Origin of the sequence: Streptomyces prunicolor NBRC 13075, from assembly GCF_000367365.1 — a bacterium.
Taxonomy (GTDB): domain Bacteria; phylum Actinomycetota; class Actinomycetes; order Streptomycetales; family Streptomycetaceae; genus Streptomyces; species Streptomyces prunicolor.
This window is the reverse complement of the sequence record NZ_BARF01000038.1, coordinates 153,861-174,381: the sequence shown is the minus strand read 5'-3', so window position 1 is coordinate 174,381 and position 20,521 is coordinate 153,861. Positions and strand designations below refer to the sequence as shown.

Here is a 20,521-nt window from a genome sequence, read left to right as displayed (position 1 = left end):
GGGCGCAGCCCCCAGGGATGGGACGGGTAGGGGCGGCGGGGGCGAAAAAACTTACGCCAGCCCCCGCCTGCCCACCGCCGGAGGCCGATGCCCAGCAATAGACGCCACCATGTCCAACACCTGCCGCGTCTCCGCGACTTCGTGCACCCGGTACACCTGCGCACCCAGCCACGCAGACACGGCAGTGGTCGCGAGCGTCCCGACCACCCGCTCCTTGACCGGCTTGTCGAGCGTCTCGCCCACAAAGTCCTTGTTGGACAGCGACACCAGCACGGGCCACCCCGTGGAGACCATCTCCCCGAGCCGCCGGGTCGCCTCGAGACTGTGCCGCGTGTTCTTCCCGAAGTCATGCCCGGGATCGATCAAAACGGACTCCCTGGGGACCCCGAGTTCCACGGCCCGCTCGGCGAGCCCCAGGGTCACGCGCAGGATGTCGGCCATGACGTCGTCGTAGGTCACCCGGTGCGGCCGGGTCCGCGGCTCCGCGCCACCCGCGTGCGTGCACACGAGCCCGACGCCATACCGCGCGGCAACCTCCGCAAGCCGTGGATCGACCCCGCCCCACGCGTCGTTCAGGAGATCCGCGCCCACCTCACAGACGGCCTCGCCGACCTCGTGCCGCCAGGTGTCGACGCTGATGATGACGTCAGGGAAGCGTCGCCGGACCTCGGCCACGAAGCCGACGGTGCGCCGCGCTTCTTCCTCGGCGGACACTTCCTCGCCGGGCCCGGCCTTGACCCCGCCGATGTCGATGATCGCGGCGCCCTCGGCCACCGCCTGCTCCACGCGCGCGAGGGCGGGCTCGTCGCGGAACGTGGCCCCCTGGTCGTAGAAGGAGTCCGGGGTCCGGTTCACGATCGCCATGATCACCGGCTCGTGCGTGTCGAATTCACGCCTGCCCAGCCTGAGCATCCCCTGTGACCTCTCCTAGTACGTACCGGTCTTCAGCCGCCTGTGACCCTAACTGTCAGCGTCGCATGGCACGATCGGACCCTGACACATTCGGCTTCGGCACGTCCGACCTCGACGCCCGTGGAGACCTCAGAGATGTTCATGTTCTTGTTCCTGGTCGTCGCGCTCGCCGTCGTGGTCGGCGCCGTGACCCTCTCGGTGATCGGCGGCGGCGACAGCGCTCCGCTGCCCGACGTGGCGCCCGAGCGCCTCGACGACCCGCTGCCCCCGGACCGGCCGGTGAACCACGCCGACATCGAGACCCTCCGCTTCCCGCTCGCCGCGCGGGGCTACCGCATGGCCGAGGTGGACGACGCGCTGGGCCGCATCGCCGCCGAACTCGCCGAGCGCGACGCCCGGATCGCCGACCTGGAGTCCGCGCTCGCGGGCGCCCAGGCAGGGGCCCAGGCCACCGCCAACGTCTCCATGCGGAAGCCGATCGAAGGCGACCAGCAGTGAGCGGGGCCGTCGCCGGTCCGGACGGCGCCCTGCGCTGCCCCTGGGCACTGTCCACGGAGGACTACGTCGCGTACCACGACGAGGAGTGGGGCCGCCCGGTCCACGGCGACGACGCCCTGTACGAGCGGCTCTCCCTGGAGGCCTTCCAGTCCGGCCTCTCCTGGATCACGATCCTGCGCCGCCGCGAGGGCTTCCGGGCCGCGTTCGACGGCTTCCAGATCTCCAAGGTCGCCACCTTCACGGACACCGACCGCGAACGCCTCCTCGCCGACACCGGCATCATCCGCAACCGCCTCAAGGTCGACGCGACGATCGCCAACGCGCGCGTGCTGGCGGATTGGGCCCCGGGCGAACTCGACGACTTCATCTGGTCCCACGCCCCGACCCCGGGCCCGGCCCCGAAAACCCTCGGGGACGTCCCGGCGGTCACGACCGAGTCGACGGCCCTGTCGAAGGCCCTGAAGAAGCGGGGCCTGAAGTTCGTAGGGCCGACGACGGCGTATGCCCTGATGCAGGCGTGCGGGTTGGTGAACGACCACCTGAAGACATGCGTCGCCAGAAACGCCTCCTAGTAGGCGCCTACCGACCCAAGTACTTCGGCTTCTCCTTGTTGACGAAGGCCTGCACAGCGATCGCATGGTCCTCCGACGCGCCCGCCCGAGACTGAAGTTCGTCTTCTTTCTCCAGCGTCTCCTCAAGGGTGTGCGTCAGGCCGTACGCCACGGCCTCCTTCAGCGCCGCGTAAGCCACCGTCGGCCCGTCCGCCAGCTGTCGGGCAACCTTCTCCGCCTCGGCATGCAGCTCACCGACGGGCACGAGACGGTTGGCGATCCCCAGGTCGTACGCGTCCTGCGCGGTGATCGTGCGCGGGAACAGCAACAGGTCGGAGGCCCGCCCCGGTCCGACGACACGCGGCAGCGTCCAGGAGATTCCGGAGTCCGCGGTCAGGGCGACACCGGCGAAGGACGTGTTGAAGCCGGCGGTGTCCGCCACGACCCGGTAGTCCGCGGCCAGCGCGAGCCCGAAACCGGCGCCCGCGGCGACCCCGTTGACCCCGGCGACCACGGGCTTCGCCATGCCGGCGATCGCCCGCACGATGGGGTTGTAGTGCTCCTTCACCGTGGTCATCGTGGCTCCGGTCCCGGCCTCCCGGTCGGACGCCAGCAGGGTGATGTGCTCCTTGAGGTCCTGGCCCACACAGAACGCCCGCTCGCCCGCCGCGGTCAGCAGCACGGCCCGTACGGCGTCGTCGTCCGCCGCGGCCCGTACCGCGTCCCGGAGGGCGATTTTGGTCGCGATGTTCAGCGCGTTCATCGCCTCGGGGCGGTTCAGCGTGATCGTCGCGAGTCCGTCGCTCACCTCGTAGAGCACGGTGTCGGCCATGGCGTATCCCCTCGGGTGTCGCGGCTCCGGCGTACCGGTCGGTACGCCGTACGTCCGTAGGACAGCATGGCGGAGATCACCGTCCACGCGCCGGGCCGGACGTGTGACCTGCGTCAAAGAATTCCGCTCCGGATTCGGTCGGCCGAGGTCCGCGCGGCGGCGGAGTATCGCAGTCACATCGGCGAATTGAGTGGTTTTGCTCGCGCGCGTTGCCCAAGCGATGCCGACTGATGTTGGTCATCGGGTCCTGAGATGCGGGATAATGGCCTGGAAGCAATGTGTTCGATGCCGGTGACGCGTGTCTCATTAGGGGCCGCGCGTGCCCTCCATGGGGCCGTCGGCGACGATGAGCTGGTTTCAGGAAGGGGAACGAGCATGGCGGCCATGAAGCCGCGGACGGGCGATGGCCCGCTCGAGGTGACCAAGGAGGGGCGGGGCATCGTCATGCGCGTTCCGCTCGAAGGCGGCGGGCGGCTCGTCGTCGAGCTGACCCCTGACGAGGCCGACGCGCTGGGCGACGCCCTCAAGAAGGTCGTCGGCTGACGCGGCGGAACGCGACCATACCCCTTCAGCGACCCCGGCACCCGAGACGGTGCCGGGGTCGCTGCTTTCCTGGGCGGTCCCTTTGAGAGCGGTGTCTATGGGGACTGGGTGCCTATGGGGATGGGGCTAGCGCTTGACGGCGCAGAGCAGGCCGTCGCCCACCGGGAGCAGTGACGGCACCAGCTCCGGGCTCTCGCGCACGGCGCGCAGCAGTTCGCGCAGCCGGAGGACTTCGGTGGGCTGGGGGCTCGAGTCGACGGTGCGGCCGTTGGCGAAGACGCCTTCGAAGACCACCAGGCCACCCGGACGCAGCAGGCGCAACGATTCAGCGAGATAGTCCAGGAACTCCAGCCGGTCGCCGTCGCAGAACACCAGGTCGTAGCCCGCGTCCGCGAGCCGGGGCAGGACATCCAGGGCGCGGCCCGGGATGAAGCGGGCCCGGTTGCTGGCGAAGCCGCAGGCGCGGAAGGCCTGGCGGGCGAACTGCTGGTGGTCCGGCTCCGGGTCGACGGTGGTCAGTACCCCGTCCGGCCGCATGCCGTACAGAAGATGCATTCCGGAGACGCCGGTCCCGGTTCCGATCTCGGCCACCGCTTTCGCGTCCACGGTGGCGGCGAGCATCCGCAGCGCGGCGCCCGTGCCGGGCGACACCGAGCGCAGCCCTGCCTCGCGGGCCCGGTCACGGGCCCAACGCAGTGCTTCGTCCTCGGCGACATAGGCGTCGGCGAACGCCCAGCTCGTCTGCCGGTTGCCGGTAATGACCCTCTCCTGTCCCCGTGGTTGCCTGGGCGTGACTGTATCCGTTGGTGCCGGGAACCTGCTGATGGGACCGGGCGTTTAGAGGGGGAGGAATGCACTGGGGGACGCGGCCGGAGGGAAGAGCGGGGGATGACGATGGATCAGGTTGTCGAGCACGACGTCGAGCAGGACGTCGGGCAGGGTCACGAGCGTCGGCTCACGCCACCGCCAGGTCGGTATGAGCGTGTATCAAATTCTCGTAAAACCGCTTATCCGGAGCTAACGGGCGAGGTGGCTATGGTAGGGGCTCCACTGGACACCACCAGAGCCGACAGGGGAGGTGCGGCTGTACCTGTGGATCGGGGAGGAGTGCTCCGGCGCTTTCTCGGATCGGCGGGCAGGCCGAAATCCGTGAACGACACCGCTGCTGACCACAGCCACGCCGCTGACCATGCCCAGACCGCGACCTTCTCCACCGACGCGGACGGGCAGGCGTGGACTCCGCCCACCTGGGAGGAGATCGTCAGCACCCACAGCGGCCGTGTGTACCGGCTCGCGTACCGCCTGACGGGGAACCAGCACGACGCCGAGGACCTGACGCAAGAGGTCTTCGTCCGGGTCTTCCGTTCGCTGTCGACGTACACGCCCGGCACCTTCGAGGGCTGGCTCCACCGCATCACCACCAACCTCTTCCTGGACATGGTCCGCCGCAAGCAGCGCATCCGTTTCGACGCGCTGGGGGAGGACGCGGCCGAGCGACTGCCCAGCCGCGAGCCGTCACCCCAGCAGGTCTTCAACGACGCGCACTTCGACGCGGACGTCCAGCAGGCCCTGGACACCCTCGCCCCGGAGTTCCGGGCGGCGGTCGTCCTGTGCGACATCGAGGGTCTCTCGTACGAGGAGATCGCCGCGACCCTGGGCGTCAAGCTCGGTACGGTCCGTTCCCGGATCCACCGCGGCCGCTCCCAGCTCCGCAAGGCCCTCGCGCACCGCTCGCCGGAAGCACGGGCCGAGCGCCGTTCCTTCGTGGCGCGGGTGCCCGCGCTGGGGGGAGGGGGCGCGACCGCGTGAGTGGATCACGTCCTACGCCTGCGGAGCAGCACCTGGGAGACCGACTTTCCGCCCTGGTGGACGGGGAGCTCGGTCATGAGTCGCGCGAGCGCGTACTGGCGCACCTGGCCACCTGTACGAAGTGCAAGGCCGAGGCCGACGCGCAGCGCCGACTGAAGAACGTGTTCGCGGAAATGGCCCCACCGCCCCCTTCCGAGAGCTTCCTGGCCCGCCTCCAGGGGCTTCCCGGGGGAGGCGGAGACACGGACGGCGAGGAGCCGCCCGGTGGAGGACTCTTCGCCGCCGGGATCGGTGTCTTCGGCGTCAAAAGAGACGGGCCGCTCGACGCGTTCGAGTTCGGCTACGTCCCTGCGACCCCGCACGTCGCCAGGGCCCTGACTCCTTCCTCCTCGTCTTCGTCCCGGTCCGCCCGTGAAGGCTTCCGTATCCATGACGTCAGCCGGCACGACGCCGACCGCTCCGCCTCGCGCGGGATGCGGTTCGCGTTCGTCGCCGCCGGGGCGGTCTCGCTGGCCGCGATCGCGCTGGGCGGGGTGGCCACGGTCGCGCCGGGCGACACGGCGGCGGAAGCGCGGGGCGGTACGGGCGTGACACCGGCGCGTACGCAGGGCGCGGGCGTGGCGGCGACCACCGACGCGGGGCGTCGCCGCGCGGTCGGCCCCCTGCTCGCCCAGGGCACCAGCCAGCGCTCGATGCTCGGCGACACCGCGGTCCCGCCGACCTCGGTCTCCGCCCCCCTCCTCCCCGGAGTGCCGTCACCCGCGGCAGTCCAGGGCGACGAGGTCCTGCACACGCTGACCGCGCCGGTGATGGCCGGGGCGGCGGTCATGTCCCCCCTGATACGCCCGGTCAACGCGACCGCGCCGGTCGCCCTCACGTCCTGGTCCACGGCCCCGGAGGTCATGGCCCCGGGCCTGCTCCGAGCACCGGCTCCTGACGCCACCTCGTCCCCCTCTTCCACCCCCTCGTTCCCCGCTCACCCGCTCCGCTGACCGGCCCCTGCGCCACGGCCCGCGAACCTGGTTGAATCCGGGGAGTACGGGGTGGCGCTGCCAGTTGTGGGGGGACCATGGACGAGGGGATGCGGGAACCGGAGCCTGCGAGGACGAAGTGGTGGGGGCGGGGGCGGCGCCGGGTGGGGGAGACGGAGCCTTCGACACCGGGTGCGGCTAGGGCTGTCGCTACGGAGAGTCCGACACCGGGTGTGGTTGAGGCGGAGCCGGCGGGTGCTGGGCCGGGGGCGGTGGGTGATGCCGGGTTCCGTGGGGTTGGCGTCGGCGGGGATGTCTGTGCGGATACCGGGGGTGCCGGGGCTGACGACGGGGACTTTGCGTTGCGGCCGCCGGGGGCTCCGACTGACGGTGTGGCTACGGGTGTTGACGATGACGTCGAGTTGGGGCGTCGTGCTCTGGGGGGCTTGAGCGGCGGCGCGGCTGAGAAGGGTCGCGGCGATGCCGAGTCGGGTCGGCTTGTGGGTGGGGCGCCAACTGGGCGTGCGGTTGCGGGTGTTGGCTCTCAGTCGGGCCACCTAATGCCGGGGTTCTCGGCTGGCGGCGAGGTCGTAGACGCTGGTGGTGATTCCAAGGTGGGCAACTCCGGGTTGGTGTCCTCGCCCGGTGGTGTGCCCGTAGACGCTGGCGGTGACTTCGAGTTGGATCACCCCGCGCCAGTTCCCCCGGCCGGCAGCGTGGCCGTAGACACCGACGGCATTTCGGAGTCTGCCCACGCCGGGTCTGCCCACCCCGAGTCCGCTCACCCGGAATCGGTCTCCCCGAGCGGTGCCGAGCCTGCAAGCGCCCGCGCTGGTTTCGAACCGGAACCCTCCGTGCCCGGACCCCCGGCACTCCCCGGCGCGGTCCTCCCGGCCGCCGAGCGACCCAAGCCCCTGCACGACCCCGACCCCTACAGCACCCCGCCGTACGGCGAGCCTGGCCCGTGGGCGCCCGCGCCGCCCGTTCAGCACCCGGTGGTGACCTCTGCGCCCGGCGTGGCCGCACAGGCCGCTACAGCAGCTCCCGGCACTCCCGTTCCACCGGTGCCGTGGACCGCTCCTGCGTCTTCTGGTGTGCCTGTGCCATCGTTCGCCGACATCACGCCCCTGGGTGTTTCAGTTCCGCCGGTGCCGCGGACTGCTCCCGCGTCCCCTGGCAGCCTCGTGCCGCCCGTCGCCGACAGTGCGCTCCCGGACGTCCCCGTCCCACCGGTCACGCAGACCGCTCCCGCGCCTCCGGCCGGCGTCCCTGCGCTGTCTTTCGCCGACGCCGCGCTACCTGGCGCCCCAGCATCGGCCCTCGCGGACACCCCACCTTCCGGAACCTCTGCACTACCTATCCCCGGCGCCTCGACCCCCGGCACCTCCGCACCCCCCGTCCCCACCCCAACCGCCAACACCAACCCCTGGCACCGCTACGACCCCTGGGCACCCCCCGCCCCCCTCCAACAAACCGGCACCCCAACCCCCACCCCCGAGCAGCACCGCGCCCGCACCCGGAAACTCCTCGTCGCCTCCGCGGTCGCCCTCGCTCTTCTCTCGGGCGGGGTCGGCGGCGTCGTAGGAGCGCATCTGGAGCGGGATGGGGTCGGTGGAGACGTTGTGTTGCCGCAGGTCGGGAAGGCGGACACCGGGCGGGCGCCGGACAGCGTTGCCGGGATTGCCGCTCGGGCGTTGCCCAGTGTGGTGACCTTGCATGTGAGCGGGGATGCGGAGTCGGGGACCGGTACCGGGATCGTGTTGGACACCCGGGGGCACATCCTCACCAACAACCATGTCGTGGAGCTCGCCGGTAGTGGCGGGGCGATATCCGTCAGTTTCAGTGGGGGACAGACCGCGAAGGGCAAAGTCGTCGGGCGGGACACCGGCTACGACCTTGCCGTCGTGCAGGTGAGTGGGGTGCGGGGGCTGACACCGATGCCGCTCGGGAATTCCGACAACGTGCGGGTGGGGGACCCTGTCGTCGCGATCGGTGCGCCGTTCGATCTCGACAACACCGTGACCTCCGGGATCATCAGCGCCACGGAGCGGCCGATCACGGCCGGGGGTGAGGCCTCGGACGGGAGTGACGTGTCGTATGTCGATGCTTTGCAGACCGACGCGCCCATCAATCCCGGCAACTCCGGTGGGCCGTTGCTCGATGCGGACGGGCGGCTCGTCGGGGTCAACTCGGCTATTCGGTCCGCCGATGACGGGGCTGGGGACGGGGACGGGGACGGGGACGGGACGGAGAGTGGGCAGGGTGGGTCCATCGGGCTCGGGTTCGCCATTCCCGTGAATCAGGCCAAGCGTGTTGCCGAGGAACTGATCAACAGCGGCAGGGCCACGCATCCGGTCATCGGCGTCACCCTCGACATGGACTACACGGGAGACGGGGCGCGCGTCGCCACGAAGGGCGGCGACGACGGGCCGGCCGTCACCGCCGGCGGCCCCGGTGCCAAGGCCGGGCTCAAGGCGGGCGACGTCATCACCGAGGTCGACGGCGAGCGCGTCCACTCCGGCGACGAACTCATCGTCAGGACCCGAGCTCATCGGCCCGGCGACCAGCTGCGGCTGACGCTCGACCGGGACGGCAAAAACCTGACCGTGTCGCTCGTTCTCGGGTCCTCGACCGGTGGATGAGCCGGTGATTGACAGAAACGTCACAGGTGAGAGCCCCGCGACCCGTCCCACTAGGCAAACAACCCGGAAAACCGGTCCCGTACACCCACTCGTAGCCCCCGGGACAGTACCGGTCGGGTGGGATCGCCGGGTACCGTGGACCCGGCCCGGACCACGGAAGACCCGCACAGACCCCGAGGGCCGAGGACCGAGGACATCGCAAGGAGCTTCAGGTGTTCAATGACATAGGACCGCTCGAGCTGGTGACGATCATTGTGCTCGCCGTGCTCGTCTTCGGTCCGGACAAGCTCCCGAAGGTCATCCAGGACGTCATGCGGACGATCCGGAAGATCCGAGAGTTCTCGGAGAGCGCCAAGGCGGACATCCGCGAGGAACTGGGTCCGGAGTTCAAGGACTTCGACTTCGAGGACCTCAACCCCAAGACGTTCCTGCGCAAGCAGCTGGACAACGACGAACTGGGGCTCAAGGAGATCCGCAACGGCTTCGACCTGAAGAAGGAGATGGCCGAGGTCACGGAGGCCGTGCAGAGCGCGGACACCCCCTCGTCCTCCTCGCCTTCCGCTTCGTCGTCCAGCGGCCGGCTCGACATGACCAAGAAGCCCGAGGAGCCGGAGAAGGACGAGCGCCCGCCCTTCGACGCGGACGCCACCTGACCCTCCCGGCCTCCCGGGCACCTTCCGAGCCCCCCTCGTAATCACGTCTCACGTGACGCGTCTCATACCTTCGCCACGCCCTCGTACGGCCTGAACACGGCCTTTTCGCGCCTCGCGCGCCGGGCGCTTTCCGGGCTGCCTCGCACGAGGTGGCTATGCTGCCGAGTTGTTGTGCGGACCGGGCGAGTCGCCCGAAGGGGGGCGGGCCGCCCCGGTCCGACGAGAACGAGGAGGCGTCCGGAGCATGGAGACGACGAGTCGGGTAGGCGCGCAGGCGCCGGCCGCGGAGGGTGGACAACCACTCCCCTCCGCCCGGCGCACGGTCGACGGCTACCTGCTGGCGCCCTTCCCGTGGTACGGCCTCGACGAGGCCTTCACGGGACCGCGCTGGCTGATGCAGGTGGGCATGGCGGCGGACGGAGCCGTCGAACACGGTTCGATCGGGCACGGCGACGAGCCCTCCGTACGCAACGAAGGCACGGAGGACAAGGAGAAGTTCGCGGTCGTCGTCACCGTCGCGGGCAACCCCGCCCGGCGCACCGCCGACGGCACGGGTCTCCTGGAGGCCACCTCGGTCTCCTCCGCGGCCTGGCTCGCCGGTGTGGGGCTGCTGTCCTTCACCTGGCCCGGGCAGATGGACCACACGCTGCGGGACGACTGGCTGGAGCAGCAGACCGAGACGGCGTGGGTGCTGGCGGATGACCTCGCCGGCGACGACTGGTCGACCCTGTCCCTCCCCGTGGACGGCGTACCGACGCCCTTCCACTACCGCGAGTCCGAGTTCGGCTGGGTGCTTGCCGGGTCGACTCAGGAGGGCGTGCACGTGGGGGCGTACGGGAGGGGCATGAGCGCGTACGGGCTCGGCTTCGCCATGATCAAGGACATCGCTACCTACGCCCAGTAGCGGCGACTACGACGATGGGGGCGCCGTCCGGTGAGACGGCGCCCCCATCGTCGTAGAAAAACCGCGTAAGAAGATCCCTAGAACTTGTTTCTCGGGGTGATCCCCAGCGACATGCCCGAAAGACCGCGCTGCCGGCCGCCCAGCTTGCCCGCGATCGCCCGCAGCGCCGCCCCCGCCGGGGAGTCCGGGTCCGTCAGGACGACCGGCTTGCCCTCGTCGCCGCCCTCGCGGAGGCGGACGTCGATCGGGATGGAGCCGAGGACGGGGACCGACGCGCCGGTCGTGCGGGTCAGGCCGTCCGCCACCGACTGGCCGCCGCCCGTGCCGAAGACGTCGACCATCTCGCCGCAGTGCGGGCACGGCAGGCCCGCCATGTTCTCGACGACGCCGACGATCTTCTGGTGGGTCTGTACGGCGATGGAGCCGGCCCGCTCGGCGACCTCGGCCGCCGCCTGCTGCGGGGTCGTCACGACCAGGATCTCGGCGTTCGGGACGAGTTGGGCGACGGAGATCGCGATGTCGCCCGTGCCCGGCGGGAGGTCGAGGAGCAGGACGTCCAGGTCGCCCCAGTACACGTCCGCCAGGAACTGCTGGAGCGCACGGTGCAGCATCGGGCCGCGCCACACCACCGGTGCGTTGCCCGGCGTGAACATGCCGATGGAGATGACCTTCACGCCGTGTGCCGACGGCGGCATGATCATGTTCTCGACCTGGGTGGGCGTGCCGTCGGCGCCCAGCATGCGCGGCACGGAGTGGCCGTAGATGTCGGCGTCGACGACACCGACCTTCAGGCCGTCGGCGGCCATCGACGCCGCGAGGTTCACCGTCACCGAGGACTTGCCGACGCCGCCCTTGCCGGAGGCGACCGCGTACACGCGGGTGAGGGAGCCGGGCTGCGCGAAGGGGACCTCGCGCTCGGCCTTGCCACCGCGCAGGGCGGTCGCGAGTTCCTTGCGCTGCTCGTCGCTCATCACGTCCAGGGTCACGTCGACACCGGTGACGCCCTCGACACCCAGGACCGCCTCCGTCACGCGCTGCGTGATCGTCTCCCGCATCGGGCAGCCGGAGACCGTCAGGTACACGGTGACCGCGACCGCTCCGTCCGCACCGATCTCCACCGACTTGACCATCCCCAACTCGGTGATGGGTCGGTTGATCTCGGGGTCGTTCACCGTCGACAGCGCTTCACGCACCGCGTCTTCCGTAGCCATAGGGTCGATGGTACGGCGCCGCGCGGGGCCCGAGGTAAGTCGGTCACCGGTCGTCTACGTCACGTCCGTGCGACCGTTCTGCCGGGAATACGACGTGCTTGTGGTGACCGTTGCCGTGTCCGTCCCCGCGTTCGTCGAGTTCCTTCACCAGGTCCTGCAGCTCGGAGCGGATCCAGTCCCGGGTCGCCACCTCGCCGAGGCCGATGCGCAGGGCGGCGATCTCGCGGGTGAGGTACTCGGTGTCGGCGATCGACCGCTCGTTCTGCTTGCGGTCCTGTTCGAGGTTGACCTTGTCGCGGTCGTCCTGCCGGTTCTGCGCGAGCAGGATCAGCGGGGCCGCGTAGGAAGCCTGGAGCGACAGCATCAACGTCAGGAAGATGAACGGGTAGTTGTCGAAGCGCACATCCCGCGGCGCGAAGATGTTCCACAGCACCCACGCGATGATGACAACCGTCATCCAGACGATGAACCGTCCGGTGCCCAGGAACCGCGCGATCCGCTCCGACAGCCGCCCGAAGGCCTCCGGGTCGTACTCGGGCAGGAACCGGCGCCGGGGCGGACGCGGCTGGTCGAGCCGGGCCCGGGTCCGGGTGGTGGCGGTCGCGCCCGCCGGTGTCCGCTCGCGCGTGGACTCGCGCTCAGGAGTCATGAGCCGCCACCTCCTCCGCCTCTGCCGAAGCGTTTGCCGATGTATCCGCCGCTGCTGTCTCTTCCGATGCCTCTGCCTCGTTCTCGCGGTCGCCCTCGCCCTCGCCCTCGCCCGCGTTCTCGCCTTCGCCTTCGTCGAGGTGGAACTCGGTCTCCCGCCAGTCCTCCGGCAGCATGTGGTCCAGCACGTCGTCCACCGTCACCGCGCCCAGCAGCGACCCGGTCTCGTCGACCACGGGCGCCGCGACCATGTCGTACGTCGCGAAGAACCCGGCGATGAGCTGGAGCGTCGCGTTCGGGTCCAGCGGCTGGAGGTCGTCGTCGATGATCGCGCTGACCAGGGTGTACGGCGGGTCGCGCAGCAGCCGTTGGAAGTGGACCGTGCCGAGGTACTTGCCGGTCGGGGTGTCGTCGGGCGGGCGGCAGACGTAGACCTGGGCGGCGAGGGCCGGGGACAGGTCGGCGCTGCGGACGCGGGCGAGCGCGTCGGCGACGGTCGCGTCGGGCCGAAGGATGATCGGCTCGGTCGTCATCAAACCGCCCGCGGTGTGCTCCTCGTACGACATGAGGCGGCGTACGTCCGCTGCCTCGGAGGGCTGCATCAGGTTCAGCAGGCGCTCCTTGTCGTCCTCGGGGAGTTCGGAGAGCAGGTCGGCCGCGTCGTCCGGGTCCATCGCCTCCAGGACGTCCGCCGCGCGCTCCTCCTTCAGCTTGCCGAGGATCTCGATCTGGTCGTCCTCCGGGAGTTCCTCCAGGACGTCCGCGAGGCGGTCGTCGTCGAGGGCGGCGGCGACCTCGGCCCGGCGCTTGGGGGAGAGGTGGTGCAGAACGTTGGCCAGGTCGGCGGGGCGCAGCTGCTCGAAGGTGGCCAGGAGGCTCTCCGCGCCCTGTCCCTGCTCCTCCAGGGAGAAGCCGGTGACGGCGGACCACTCCACGGTCAGGGTCTCGCCCTTGGCCCTTCTGAAGGCGCTGCCGGTCCGGCCCTTCCGTACGAAGACCCGGTCGATCTCCCAGTCCCGGCGGGCCGGCAGGTGCTGCACCGACAGGTCGAGGACGCTGACCTCCTCGCCGGTCTCCGTGAGGGTCACGCGCCGGTCCAGGAGTTCGCCGAACACCAGCCGCTCGGTGGGCCGTTGCTCGAAGCGGCGGACGTTCAGCACGCCGGTGGTGATGACCTGGCCGGACTCGATGCCGGTGACCCGGGTCATGGGGAGGAAGATGCGGCGCCGGGTGGAGAGTTCGACGACCAGGCCGAGCAGCCTGGGGGGCCGCTGGCCGACGCGCAGCATGGCGACGAGGTCGCGCACGCGGCCCACCTGATCGCCGTTCGGGTCGAAGACGGCGACACCGGAGAGGTGCGAGACGAAGACCCGGGGAGCGCCCGCTGCCATGGCCGCACCTCCTTCTTTCTTTGCTGATCCGCTGATGGATTCTCTGGCTTCCGGATCGGTTCCCGGATGGGTCTCCGGATCGATTTCCGGATGTTCCGAAATGCCTGCTCGGACGGGCTTCAGGCTAGCCCGTCCCTATGTGATCCGCGCTGGTGGGCGGTCCGGACGGACTGGCTCCGCCGACGCCTCGCGGCCCCGGTACGCTGCCGTACGCCATCGCCCCCCGCACGGAAGGCAACCCACCTGTGACTGCGCTCCCCCAGGTCCGAAACCGTCGTGCGGCGCTGCTCGGCGCGGTCTGTGTCCTGACCCTCGCGGGATGCGGCGGCGGGGATCCGGACGCGGGGACCAACGGGGTCGGCAAGCTCGCCGCCGACAAGATCCAGTCGAAGTCGGTGACGGCCGCGGGCGCCGCCGACGCGGTACGGCTTTCGGGGACCGTCCTCACCAGCGGGAAGGCGTACACGCTCGACATGCGGCTGACGTCCGACGGCGGCAGCGGGTCGGTCACCTCGAAGGGGTCCACCTTCGGGCTGCTGCGGATCGGTGAGCAGCTGTACCTGAAGGCCGACGCGGACTTCTGGAACGACAACGGCGACTCGGGCACCGGCGACAAGCTCCACGGCAAGTACGTGAAGGTGCCGCAGGGCGACCCCTCGTACAAGAAGTTCAGTGGTTTCACGGACAAGGACGTCCTCCTCTCCAGTCTGCTGACCCTGCACGGCTCACTCGCGACGGACGGACACCACGACCAGAACGGCGTCCGGACGATCCGCATCACCGGCGACAAGGGCTCCGGCGGCACCCTCGACGTCTCCCTGGAGGGCAAGCCGTATCCGCTCCGGCTGGTCCGCGCGGGCGGCGCGGGCACGCTGACCTTCTCGGACTGGGGCAAGAGCTTCACGGTGAAGGAACCCGCGGACGACGACACTGTCGACTACGGGAAGCAACTGCCGTCTTCCTGAAGGTACTTACCGGCGTTTGCGTTTCTTCAGGAGCAGGCGCGGCAGGCTCGCCGGGATCGGCTGACGGGTCGTCGCCGGGGTCGGCAGCGGAGGCTCCGCCAGCGAACCCGCCGGCAGGTCGGCCGTCGCTCCCGTCGGCTCCAGGCGCAGCACCCGGCACTCGCGGGCCCAGCGGGCCGTCATCGCCTCGCCGTCGGGGGCGTTGAGGCGCTTGCCCTTCAGCTCGGCGACGGTTGTCGTCCAGGCCTCGGAGTCCGGGGCCAGTTCGACGACCTTCGCGGTCCATGTGACCAGCCGGCCGCCCTTGTCCTTGCTGCGGACCGTGACCTCGGCGGGGCCGCCGTCGGTCAGCCCCGGCAGCGGCTGCTCGCCCGGTCCGTCGCCGATCAGGCAGGCCGCGCCCTCGTGCCAGACGTGCCACAGCGCGCGGGCCGGGACACCGGGACCGCCCACCCAGACGAGGCCGGACTTCTTCGTGGCCTCCTCGACGAGGGCCTGGTCGAGCGGCTCGCTGCTAGTCATGGCGCTCAGCCTATCCAGGCCGCTCACAGCCAGCCGTTGCGCTTCAGCGTGCGGTGGATCGCCAGACAGACCGTCACGGTGAAGGCGAGCACCGCCGGATACCCGTACTTCGCGTGCAGTTCGGGCATGTGCTCGAAGTTCATGCCGTAGACGCCCGTCACCATCGTCGGTACGGCGATGATCGCGGCCCACGCGGTGATCTTCCGCATGTCCTCGTTCTGGGCGACGGACGCCTGCGCGAGGTTGGCCTGGAGGATCGAGTTCAGCAGCTCGTCGAAGCCGATGACCTGCTCGTGGACCCGGGCGAGGTGGTCGGCGACGTCGCGGAAGTACTTCTGGATGTCCGGGTCGATGAGCCGCATCGGCCGCTCGCTCAGCAGCTGCATGGGACGCAGCAGCGGCGACACCGCGCGCTTGAACTCCAGTACCTCGCGCTTGAGTTGGTAGATCCGCGCCGAGTCGACGCCGCGCGAGACCCCGCCCTTGCGGCCCGGCGTGAACACCTCGGTCTCGACCTCGTCGATGTCGTCCTGCACCGCGTCCGCGACCGCGACATAGCCGTCGACGACGTGGTCGGCGATCGAGTGCAGCACCGCCGAGGGACCGCGCGCGAGCAGCTCGGGGTCGTCCTGCAGCCGGTGCCGCAGCGCCCGCAGCGAGCCCTGGCCGCCGTGCCGGACGGTGATGAAGAAGTCCCGCCCGGTGAAGCACATGACCTCGCCGGTCTCAACTACCTCGCTGTTGGCGGTGAGTTGGTCGTGCTCGACGTAGTGGATGGTCTTGAAGACGGTGAAGAGGGAGTCGTCGTAGCGCTCCAGCTTGGGTCGCTGGTGGGCCTGTACGGCGTCCTCGACGGCGAGCGGGTGGAGTCCGAACTCCCGGGCGATGACGGCGAATTCGGCCTCGGTCGGCTCGTGCAGGCCGATCCACACGAAGCCGCCGTCACGGCGCACCAGACGCATCGCCTCGTGCGGGGTGAGCGGCTTGCCGATGTCGACGCGGGCACCGTCGCGGTAGACGGCGCAGTCGACGACGGCCGAGGGGGTGCCGGGGTCGCGGGTCGTGTCGTACGCGCCGCCGTCCTTGCGCAGGGAGGGACGGGACGGGCGGACCACGGCACGCAGGTCGCGGATCATCGACATGGCGGGCTCCTTCGCGACGAGCAACGAAAGGCGCCAACGACGGTTGGAACTGCCCGGAATGGGGACGTCCTGAGTGCGGATGTTTGGCACGTCCACAAAGCGGGGAGCACCGCACCGTCGCGGTGGCGAACTTCGCTACTGATACAGGCACTTGATACAAGCACTGACTTCGGAACAGACAGACAGATCGGTCGGATCGAATACACCGGACAGATCAGGCAGATCAGGAAAAAGAAACGAAGTGCTCTTCCGCGACAGTGAAGAAGTGCGAGAGGCGGCGGCAGCCGGCTGGAGGCTAGAAGCAGAGCCAGAGCGACGACATCAGCGGCCGGAAGAGCGGGTGGTACTGCCAGGCCGACTTCGGTCCATTGCAGCCCCACCTCCTCCGGCCGGTCCCCCGTGGGGGAGTGTCAACGGCGTCGGGACTTGATCGCGACGCTTCTGCGTGCTGCCCCGAACGACCGGCCAAGACTATCAGCCGACTGAACTGTCAAGGCGCTGCTTTGCCCGGTACTGACGAGTTCTATGCTCGCCGCATGGTTGATGTTCTTGCTCTGGTCGAGGCACGGTTGCGTAGCGCGCTGGGCGATCCGGACGCCCGCGCTGCGGTCACCTTCCTCGGCACGGACCGCGTCGAGGTCCTGCGTTTCCCGGGCGACAACCAGGACGGCACCGTCGTCCGCTACGCCACCCTCGGCATGTCCGCGCAGCCCATGAGCGACCCCACGGCGATGCTCGCCGACCCGGTCGCCGGCCCGCGCGCCGAACTGGTCCTCTCCGTCCGCGGCGGCCTCGCCGACACCGACAAGGTGCTCCGGCCCCTCGCCGTGCTCGCCGCGTCCCCGCAGGTCGAGGGCGTGGTCGTGGCCCCCGGCGCCTCCCTCGACGTGGGCGAACCACTGTGGCCCGGCGCCCCGTTCACCTCGGTACTGGTCGCCGAGCCGGGCGGCCTGATCGAGGACCTGGACCTGGACGAGCCCCTCGACCCGGTGCGCTTCCTGCCGCTGCTCCCCATGACCCCGAACGAGGCCGCCTGGAAACGCGTCCACGGCGCCCAGGCCCTCCAGGAGCGCTGGTTGACGAACGGGACGGACCTACGGGACCCGTCCCGTAAATCCGTCCCGCTCGACTGACAGTCAGAGTGAGCAAGCTCACCCGCGAGCTCCCCAACGGCGGCCGTCAATCGGCTAGTTGGCGAACACCGCGACACTGTCCTCCACCGCGTGCTTCGGCTCCAGCTCCTCGGCCTCGTGCGTGAGCGCGTTCCGTCGTACGAGGACCACCAGCGCGCCCAGCGCCGCGGTGACCGCCGCGACCACGAACGGGATGTGGATGTTGCTCCACCCCTCGATCTTCGGCGCGAAGAACGGTGCGGCAGCGGCGGCGAACCAGCGGACGAAGTTGTAGCCCGCGCTCGCCACCGGGCGCGGCGCGTCCGAGACGCCGAGGGCCAGCTCGGTGTAGACGGTGTTGTTCACGCCGATGAAGGCGCCGGACAGGATCGTGCAGACGACGGCAGTGGTGTGGCTGCCGTAGCCGAGGACCAGGACGTCGACGGCGAGGAGCACCAGCGAACCGCCGAGCACCTTCAGGGAGCCGAACCGGGCCTGGAGACGCGGGGCGACGAAGACCGAGAAGACGGCGAGCAGGACGCCCCAGGCGAAGAACACGGCACCGGACTTGTACGGGGTCATGTTCAGCACGAACGGGGTGAAGGCCAGCACGGTGAAGAACGTGTAGTTGTAGAAGAAGGAGGAGACGGCCGCGGAGGCCAGACCGCCGTGGCCGAGCGCCTTCAGCGGGTCGAGCAGTGACGTCTTCTGGGCCGGCTTCGGCTGTTCCTTCAGGAACACCGTGATGCACAGGAAGCCGATCGCCATCAGGAACGCGGTGCCGAAGAAGGGGTAGCGCCAGCTCTGGTTGCCCAGCAGGGCGCCGAGCAGCGGGCCGCAGGCCATGCCGAGGCCCAGGGCGGACTCGTAGAGCAGGATCGCCGCGGCACTGCCGCCGGCCGCCGCGCCGACGATGACGGCGAGGGCGGTCGAGACGAAGAGTGCGTTGCCGAGACCCCAGCCCGCCCGGAAGCCGACGAGTTCGCCGACCGAGCCCGAGGTGCCGGCGAGACCGGCGAAGACCACGACGAGGGCGAGGCCGAGCAGCAGGGTCTTCTTGCCGCCGATCCGGCTGGAGACGAAGCCGGTCACCAGCATCGCGATGGCCGTGATCAGGAAGTACGAGGTGAAGAGCAGGGACACCTGGCTCGCCGTGGCGTCCAGGCCCTTGGCGATCGACGGCAGGATCGGGTCGACGAGTCCGATGCCCATGAAGGCGACGACCGAGGCGCCGGCGGTGGCCCAGACGGCCTTCGGCTGCCGCAGGATGCTGCCGGGGCCGGTTCCCGCGTCGGCTCCCGTGCCGGTTCCCGCACTGAAGGGGTCGTCCATGCTTCCTCCCAAGTAGTTGGTATATGCACATAGTAAGTTAGGCAAGGTAATGAATGCAAGCTACATCTAGTTTTGCTCGGTGAGCGGTCCCGGTTTCGCTCCGTGAGTGGTCCCGACCGGACGGGTGATCGTCCTTGACGTGGGGGAGTGAGGGTAGGACCGTGGGGCCCTATGAGGGGCGAACCCAGTTGCCCGAAGTGTGGTGGCCGGGTCAGGGCTCCCGGACTCTTCGCCGATTCCTGGCAGTGCGATGTCCACGGAACGGTGCATCCGCTGCAGCCCGTGATCCCGCCCAGCGTCGAGGCGCTCAGCGTTGTCGTGCATCGCACGCAGGTGCCCGTGTGGATGCCGTGGCCGTTGCCGGTCGGGTGGCTGTTCACCGGGGTGGCCTGTGCGGGGGACGACCGTAGTGGGGGGCGGGCTACGGCGGTCGCGTGCACCGGCCCCGGGCCGCTCGGGGGGATCGGGGAGTTGATCCTTGTCGCCGAGGAGCTGGGGGTCGGTCTTGGCGCGCGGTATGCGGGGATCGACGGGCCGGATCCTGGGCCGTACATGAGCGTGGAGAAGCCCGCGCAGGCGAAGTTGTTGGCTGCGGGGCGGCCTACTCCGTTGTGGCATGTCGCTACGGCGCCGGATGATCGGGCGGTGTTTGCGGGGGAGGCGTTGGGGTTGTGGCTGTGGGCCGTGGTGTGGCCTGAGCAGTCGGGGTTGTTGATGTATGACGAGCTGGTGCTGACCGATTTGCGGGATGCGGGGGCTGAGGTTGATCTGGTGCCGTGCGGGGCGTTGTCGCCGCGCTTGCTGAAGCCGTAGCGCCTAGGGGGGTGCCGGGTTCTGTTGTGGGGCGGGTGCGGGCCTGTTGTGGCTGGTCGCGCCCGCGCGGCGGAGCCGCAAATTGATACAGCCCCGCGCCCCTTGGTCGGCTGCCCTACGCGGTGTTCATGAGGCCCCCGGGGTTGCCGTTACCCTTGAGTGGTCCCTTTTCGTATCGTCACCGTCTGGAGTTCGTGTCGTGCGTATTGATCTGCACTGTCACTCCACGGCCTCCGACGGTACGGACACGCCCGCTGAGCTGGTGCGGAACGCTGCCGGCGTTGGGCTGGACGTCGTCGCGCTGACCGATCACGACACCAGTCGTGGGTATGCGGAGGCGATCGACGCGTTGCCCTCGGGGCTCACTCTTGTCACCGGGGCCGAGATGTCCTGTCGGATCGACGGGGTGTCCATGCACATGCTGGCCTACCTCTTCGATCCGGAGGAGCCGGCGTTGCTCGCCGAGCGGGAGTTGGTTCGGGACGATCGGGTGCCTCGGGCTCGGGCGATGGTGGGGCGGCTTCAGGAGTTGGGTGTGCCGGTGACCTGGGAGCAGGTTGCGCGGATCGCCGGGGAAGGGTCCGTCGGGCGGCCTCATGTGGCCACCGCGCTGGTCGAGTTGGGTGTTGTGCCCACGGTGAATGACGCGTTCACCGGGGAGTGGCTCGGCGACGGTGGGCGCGCTCATGTCGCCAAGCATGAGACCGATCCGTTCGAGGCGATTCGGCTGGTGAAGGCCGCGGGGGGTGTCACCGTGTTCGCGCACCCGGGTGCCAGCAAGCGGGGGCACACCGTGCCCGAGGCCGCGATCGCCGAGATGGCCGCCGCCGGGCTCGACGGTATCGAGGTCGAGCACATGGACCATGACGCCGAGACTCGGGTGCGGTTGCGGGGGCTCGCCAAGGAGCTCGGGCTGCTGGTCACCGGGTCCAGTGACTATCACGGGAGCCGCAAGAGCGTGCGGCTCGGGGAGTACACGACCGATCCCGAGGTGTACGGCGAGATCACGCGCCGCGCTACCGGGGCTTTCCCGGTGCCGGGGGCCGGCGGAGTCTGACCCCGCCTCCATC

General features: G+C 69.8%; 21 protein-coding genes. 12 read left to right on the top strand and 9 right to left on the bottom strand.

Annotation, left to right across the window (positions count from 1 at the left end):
* Positions 1-51: 51 nt before the first annotated feature.
* Positions 52-912: a dihydropteroate synthase gene (folP, locus tag SPR02S_RS18070; RefSeq protein ID WP_019058395.1), complete on the bottom strand. Its 861-nt coding sequence runs from the start codon at positions 910-912 to the stop codon at positions 52-54.
* Between the two features lie 135 nt (positions 913-1,047).
* Here folP and SPR02S_RS18065 point away from each other — a divergent pair, with 135 nt between their 5' ends.
* A complete protein-coding gene (locus SPR02S_RS18065) occupies positions 1,048-1,410 on the top strand; it encodes a DivIVA domain-containing protein (protein ID WP_019058394.1) in 363 nt (120 codons plus the stop codon).
* Positions 1,407-1,982, top strand: a complete 576-nt coding sequence (locus tag SPR02S_RS18060; RefSeq protein ID WP_019058393.1) for a DNA-3-methyladenine glycosylase I — start codon at positions 1,407-1,409, stop codon at positions 1,980-1,982. Before SPR02S_RS18065 ends, SPR02S_RS18060 begins: the two co-directional genes overlap by 4 nt.
* 7 nt (positions 1,983-1,989) lie before the next feature.
* Here the strand turns inward: SPR02S_RS18060 and chcB are convergent, their stop codons facing one another.
* Entirely contained in the window at positions 1,990-2,793 is an 804-nt protein-coding gene (gene chcB, locus SPR02S_RS18055; RefSeq protein ID WP_019058392.1) for a 2-cyclohexenylcarbonyl CoA isomerase, read from the bottom strand.
* A gap of 375 nt (positions 2,794-3,168) precedes the next feature.
* On the opposite strand from chcB, the gene SPR02S_RS60250 reads away from it, so the two are divergent.
* The gene (locus tag SPR02S_RS60250) at positions 3,169-3,336 is read left to right on the top strand and encodes a DUF3117 domain-containing protein (protein ID WP_003966491.1); all 168 of its coding nucleotides are present in this window, start codon (positions 3,169-3,171) and stop codon (positions 3,334-3,336) included.
* A gap of 126 nt (positions 3,337-3,462) precedes the next feature.
* On the opposite strand, the gene SPR02S_RS18045 is transcribed toward SPR02S_RS60250, so the two are convergent.
* A complete protein-coding gene (locus SPR02S_RS18045; RefSeq protein WP_078622928.1) occupies positions 3,463-4,161 on the bottom strand; it encodes an O-methyltransferase in 699 nt (232 codons plus the stop codon).
* A 282-nt stretch (positions 4,162-4,443) separates the two neighbouring features.
* On the opposite strand from SPR02S_RS18045, the gene sigE reads away from it, so the two are divergent.
* The 5 genes from sigE (at position 4,444) to SPR02S_RS18015 (ending at position 10,315) form a co-directional block, all read left to right on the top strand.
* A complete protein-coding gene (sigE, locus tag SPR02S_RS18035; protein ID WP_019072074.1) occupies positions 4,444-5,145 on the top strand; it encodes an RNA polymerase sigma factor SigE in 702 nt (233 codons plus the stop codon).
* Complete coding sequence (locus tag SPR02S_RS18030; RefSeq protein WP_078622927.1) at positions 5,142-6,137, top strand: anti-sigma factor family protein; 996 nt, start codon at positions 5,142-5,144, stop codon at positions 6,135-6,137. Before sigE ends, SPR02S_RS18030 begins: the two co-directional genes overlap by 4 nt.
* A gap of 539 nt (positions 6,138-6,676) precedes the next feature.
* Positions 6,677-8,758 carry a S1C family serine protease gene (locus SPR02S_RS18025; RefSeq protein ID WP_373283328.1) on the top strand — a complete coding sequence of 694 codons (2,082 nt, stop codon included), beginning with the start codon at positions 6,677-6,679 and terminating at the stop codon, positions 8,756-8,758.
* Between the two features lie 212 nt (positions 8,759-8,970).
* Positions 8,971-9,411, top strand: coding sequence for a sec-independent translocase (locus tag SPR02S_RS18020; protein WP_019058386.1), 441 nt, complete (start codon positions 8,971-8,973; stop codon positions 9,409-9,411).
* A 244-nt stretch (positions 9,412-9,655) separates the two neighbouring features.
* Positions 9,656-10,315, top strand: a complete 660-nt coding sequence (locus tag SPR02S_RS18015) for a hypothetical protein (protein WP_019058385.1) — start codon at positions 9,656-9,658, stop codon at positions 10,313-10,315.
* Positions 10,316-10,392: 77 nt separating this feature from the next.
* On the opposite strand, the gene SPR02S_RS18010 is transcribed toward SPR02S_RS18015, so the two are convergent.
* Genes SPR02S_RS18010 through SPR02S_RS18000 form a run of 3 tightly spaced genes read right to left on the bottom strand, consistent with a single transcriptional unit; the run spans position 10,393 to position 13,565 of the window.
* Complete coding sequence (locus SPR02S_RS18010) at positions 10,393-11,526, bottom strand: Mrp/NBP35 family ATP-binding protein (protein ID WP_026150655.1); 1,134 nt, start codon at positions 11,524-11,526, stop codon at positions 10,393-10,395.
* 43 nt (positions 11,527-11,569) lie between these two features.
* Positions 11,570-12,175 (bottom strand): DUF1003 domain-containing protein, encoded by a 606-nt coding sequence (locus SPR02S_RS18005; protein WP_019058383.1) that lies wholly within the window; start codon positions 12,173-12,175, stop codon positions 11,570-11,572.
* A complete protein-coding gene (locus SPR02S_RS18000) occupies positions 12,165-13,565 on the bottom strand; it encodes a magnesium transporter MgtE N-terminal domain-containing protein (RefSeq protein ID WP_019058382.1) in 1,401 nt (466 codons plus the stop codon). Before SPR02S_RS18000 ends, SPR02S_RS18005 begins: the two co-directional genes overlap by 11 nt.
* Before the next feature lie 245 nt (positions 13,566-13,810).
* On the opposite strand from SPR02S_RS18000, the gene SPR02S_RS17995 reads away from it, so the two are divergent.
* Positions 13,811-14,530, top strand: coding sequence for a LolA-like protein (locus tag SPR02S_RS17995; RefSeq protein ID WP_019058381.1), 720 nt, complete (start codon positions 13,811-13,813; stop codon positions 14,528-14,530).
* A gap of 6 nt (positions 14,531-14,536) precedes the next feature.
* On the opposite strand, the gene SPR02S_RS17990 is transcribed toward SPR02S_RS17995, so the two are convergent.
* Positions 14,537-15,052, bottom strand: coding sequence for a hypothetical protein (locus tag SPR02S_RS17990; RefSeq protein ID WP_019058380.1), 516 nt, complete (start codon positions 15,050-15,052; stop codon positions 14,537-14,539).
* A 23-nt stretch (positions 15,053-15,075) separates the two neighbouring features.
* Positions 15,076-16,194, bottom strand: a complete 1,119-nt coding sequence (locus tag SPR02S_RS17985; protein WP_019058379.1) for a magnesium and cobalt transport protein CorA — start codon at positions 16,192-16,194, stop codon at positions 15,076-15,078.
* Positions 16,195-16,730: 536 nt separating this feature from the next.
* Here SPR02S_RS17985 and SPR02S_RS17980 point away from each other — a divergent pair.
* Positions 16,731-17,327, top strand: coding sequence for a suppressor of fused domain protein (locus SPR02S_RS17980; protein ID WP_019058378.1), 597 nt, complete (start codon positions 16,731-16,733; stop codon positions 17,325-17,327).
* Positions 17,328-17,381: 54 nt separating this feature from the next.
* On the opposite strand, the gene SPR02S_RS17975 is transcribed toward SPR02S_RS17980, so the two are convergent.
* Entirely contained in the window at positions 17,382-18,638 is a 1,257-nt protein-coding gene (locus SPR02S_RS17975; protein ID WP_019058377.1) for an MFS transporter, read from the bottom strand.
* Positions 18,639-18,809: 171 nt separating this feature from the next.
* Between SPR02S_RS17975 and SPR02S_RS17970 the strand changes: the two genes are divergently transcribed.
* Positions 18,810-19,451: a DUF6758 family protein gene (locus SPR02S_RS17970; RefSeq protein ID WP_026150653.1), complete on the top strand. Its 642-nt coding sequence runs from the start codon at positions 18,810-18,812 to the stop codon at positions 19,449-19,451.
* 199 nt (positions 19,452-19,650) lie between these two features.
* On the top strand, positions 19,651-20,508 hold the full coding sequence (locus SPR02S_RS17965) for a PHP domain-containing protein (protein ID WP_019058375.1): 858 nt from the start codon (positions 19,651-19,653) through the stop codon (positions 20,506-20,508).
* The last annotated feature ends 13 nt before the right edge of the window (positions 20,509-20,521 follow it).

Coding starts and splice junctions, on each gene's coding strand:
- folP (WP_019058395.1), bottom strand. CDS start 912: ATGCTCAGGCTGGGCAGGCGTGAATTCGACACGCACGAGCCGGTGATC.
- SPR02S_RS18065 (WP_019058394.1), top strand. CDS start 1,048: ATGTTCATGTTCTTGTTCCTGGTCGTCGCGCTCGCCGTCGTGGTCGGC.
- chcB (WP_019058392.1), bottom strand. CDS start 2,793: ATGGCCGACACCGTGCTCTACGAGGTGAGCGACGGACTCGCGACGATC.
- SPR02S_RS60250 (WP_003966491.1), top strand. CDS start 3,169: ATGGCGGCCATGAAGCCGCGGACGGGCGATGGCCCGCTCGAGGTGACC.
- SPR02S_RS18025 (WP_373283328.1), top strand. CDS start 6,677: ATGCCGGGGTTCTCGGCTGGCGGCGAGGTCGTAGACGCTGGTGGTGAT.
- SPR02S_RS18015 (WP_019058385.1), top strand. CDS start 9,656: ATGGAGACGACGAGTCGGGTAGGCGCGCAGGCGCCGGCCGCGGAGGGT.
- SPR02S_RS18010 (WP_026150655.1), bottom strand. CDS start 11,526: ATGGCTACGGAAGACGCGGTGCGTGAAGCGCTGTCGACGGTGAACGAC.
- SPR02S_RS18005 (WP_019058383.1), bottom strand. CDS start 12,175: ATGACTCCTGAGCGCGAGTCCACGCGCGAGCGGACACCGGCGGGCGCG.
- SPR02S_RS18000 (WP_019058382.1), bottom strand. CDS start 13,565: ATGGCAGCGGGCGCTCCCCGGGTCTTCGTCTCGCACCTCTCCGGTGTC.
- SPR02S_RS17990 (WP_019058380.1), bottom strand. CDS start 15,052: ATGACTAGCAGCGAGCCGCTCGACCAGGCCCTCGTCGAGGAGGCCACG.
- SPR02S_RS17985 (WP_019058379.1), bottom strand. CDS start 16,194: ATGTCGATGATCCGCGACCTGCGTGCCGTGGTCCGCCCGTCCCGTCCC.
- SPR02S_RS17980 (WP_019058378.1), top strand. CDS start 16,731: ATGGTTGATGTTCTTGCTCTGGTCGAGGCACGGTTGCGTAGCGCGCTG.
- SPR02S_RS17975 (WP_019058377.1), bottom strand. CDS start 18,638: ATGGACGACCCCTTCAGTGCGGGAACCGGCACGGGAGCCGACGCGGGA.
- SPR02S_RS17970 (WP_026150653.1), top strand. CDS start 18,810: ATGAGGGGCGAACCCAGTTGCCCGAAGTGTGGTGGCCGGGTCAGGGCT.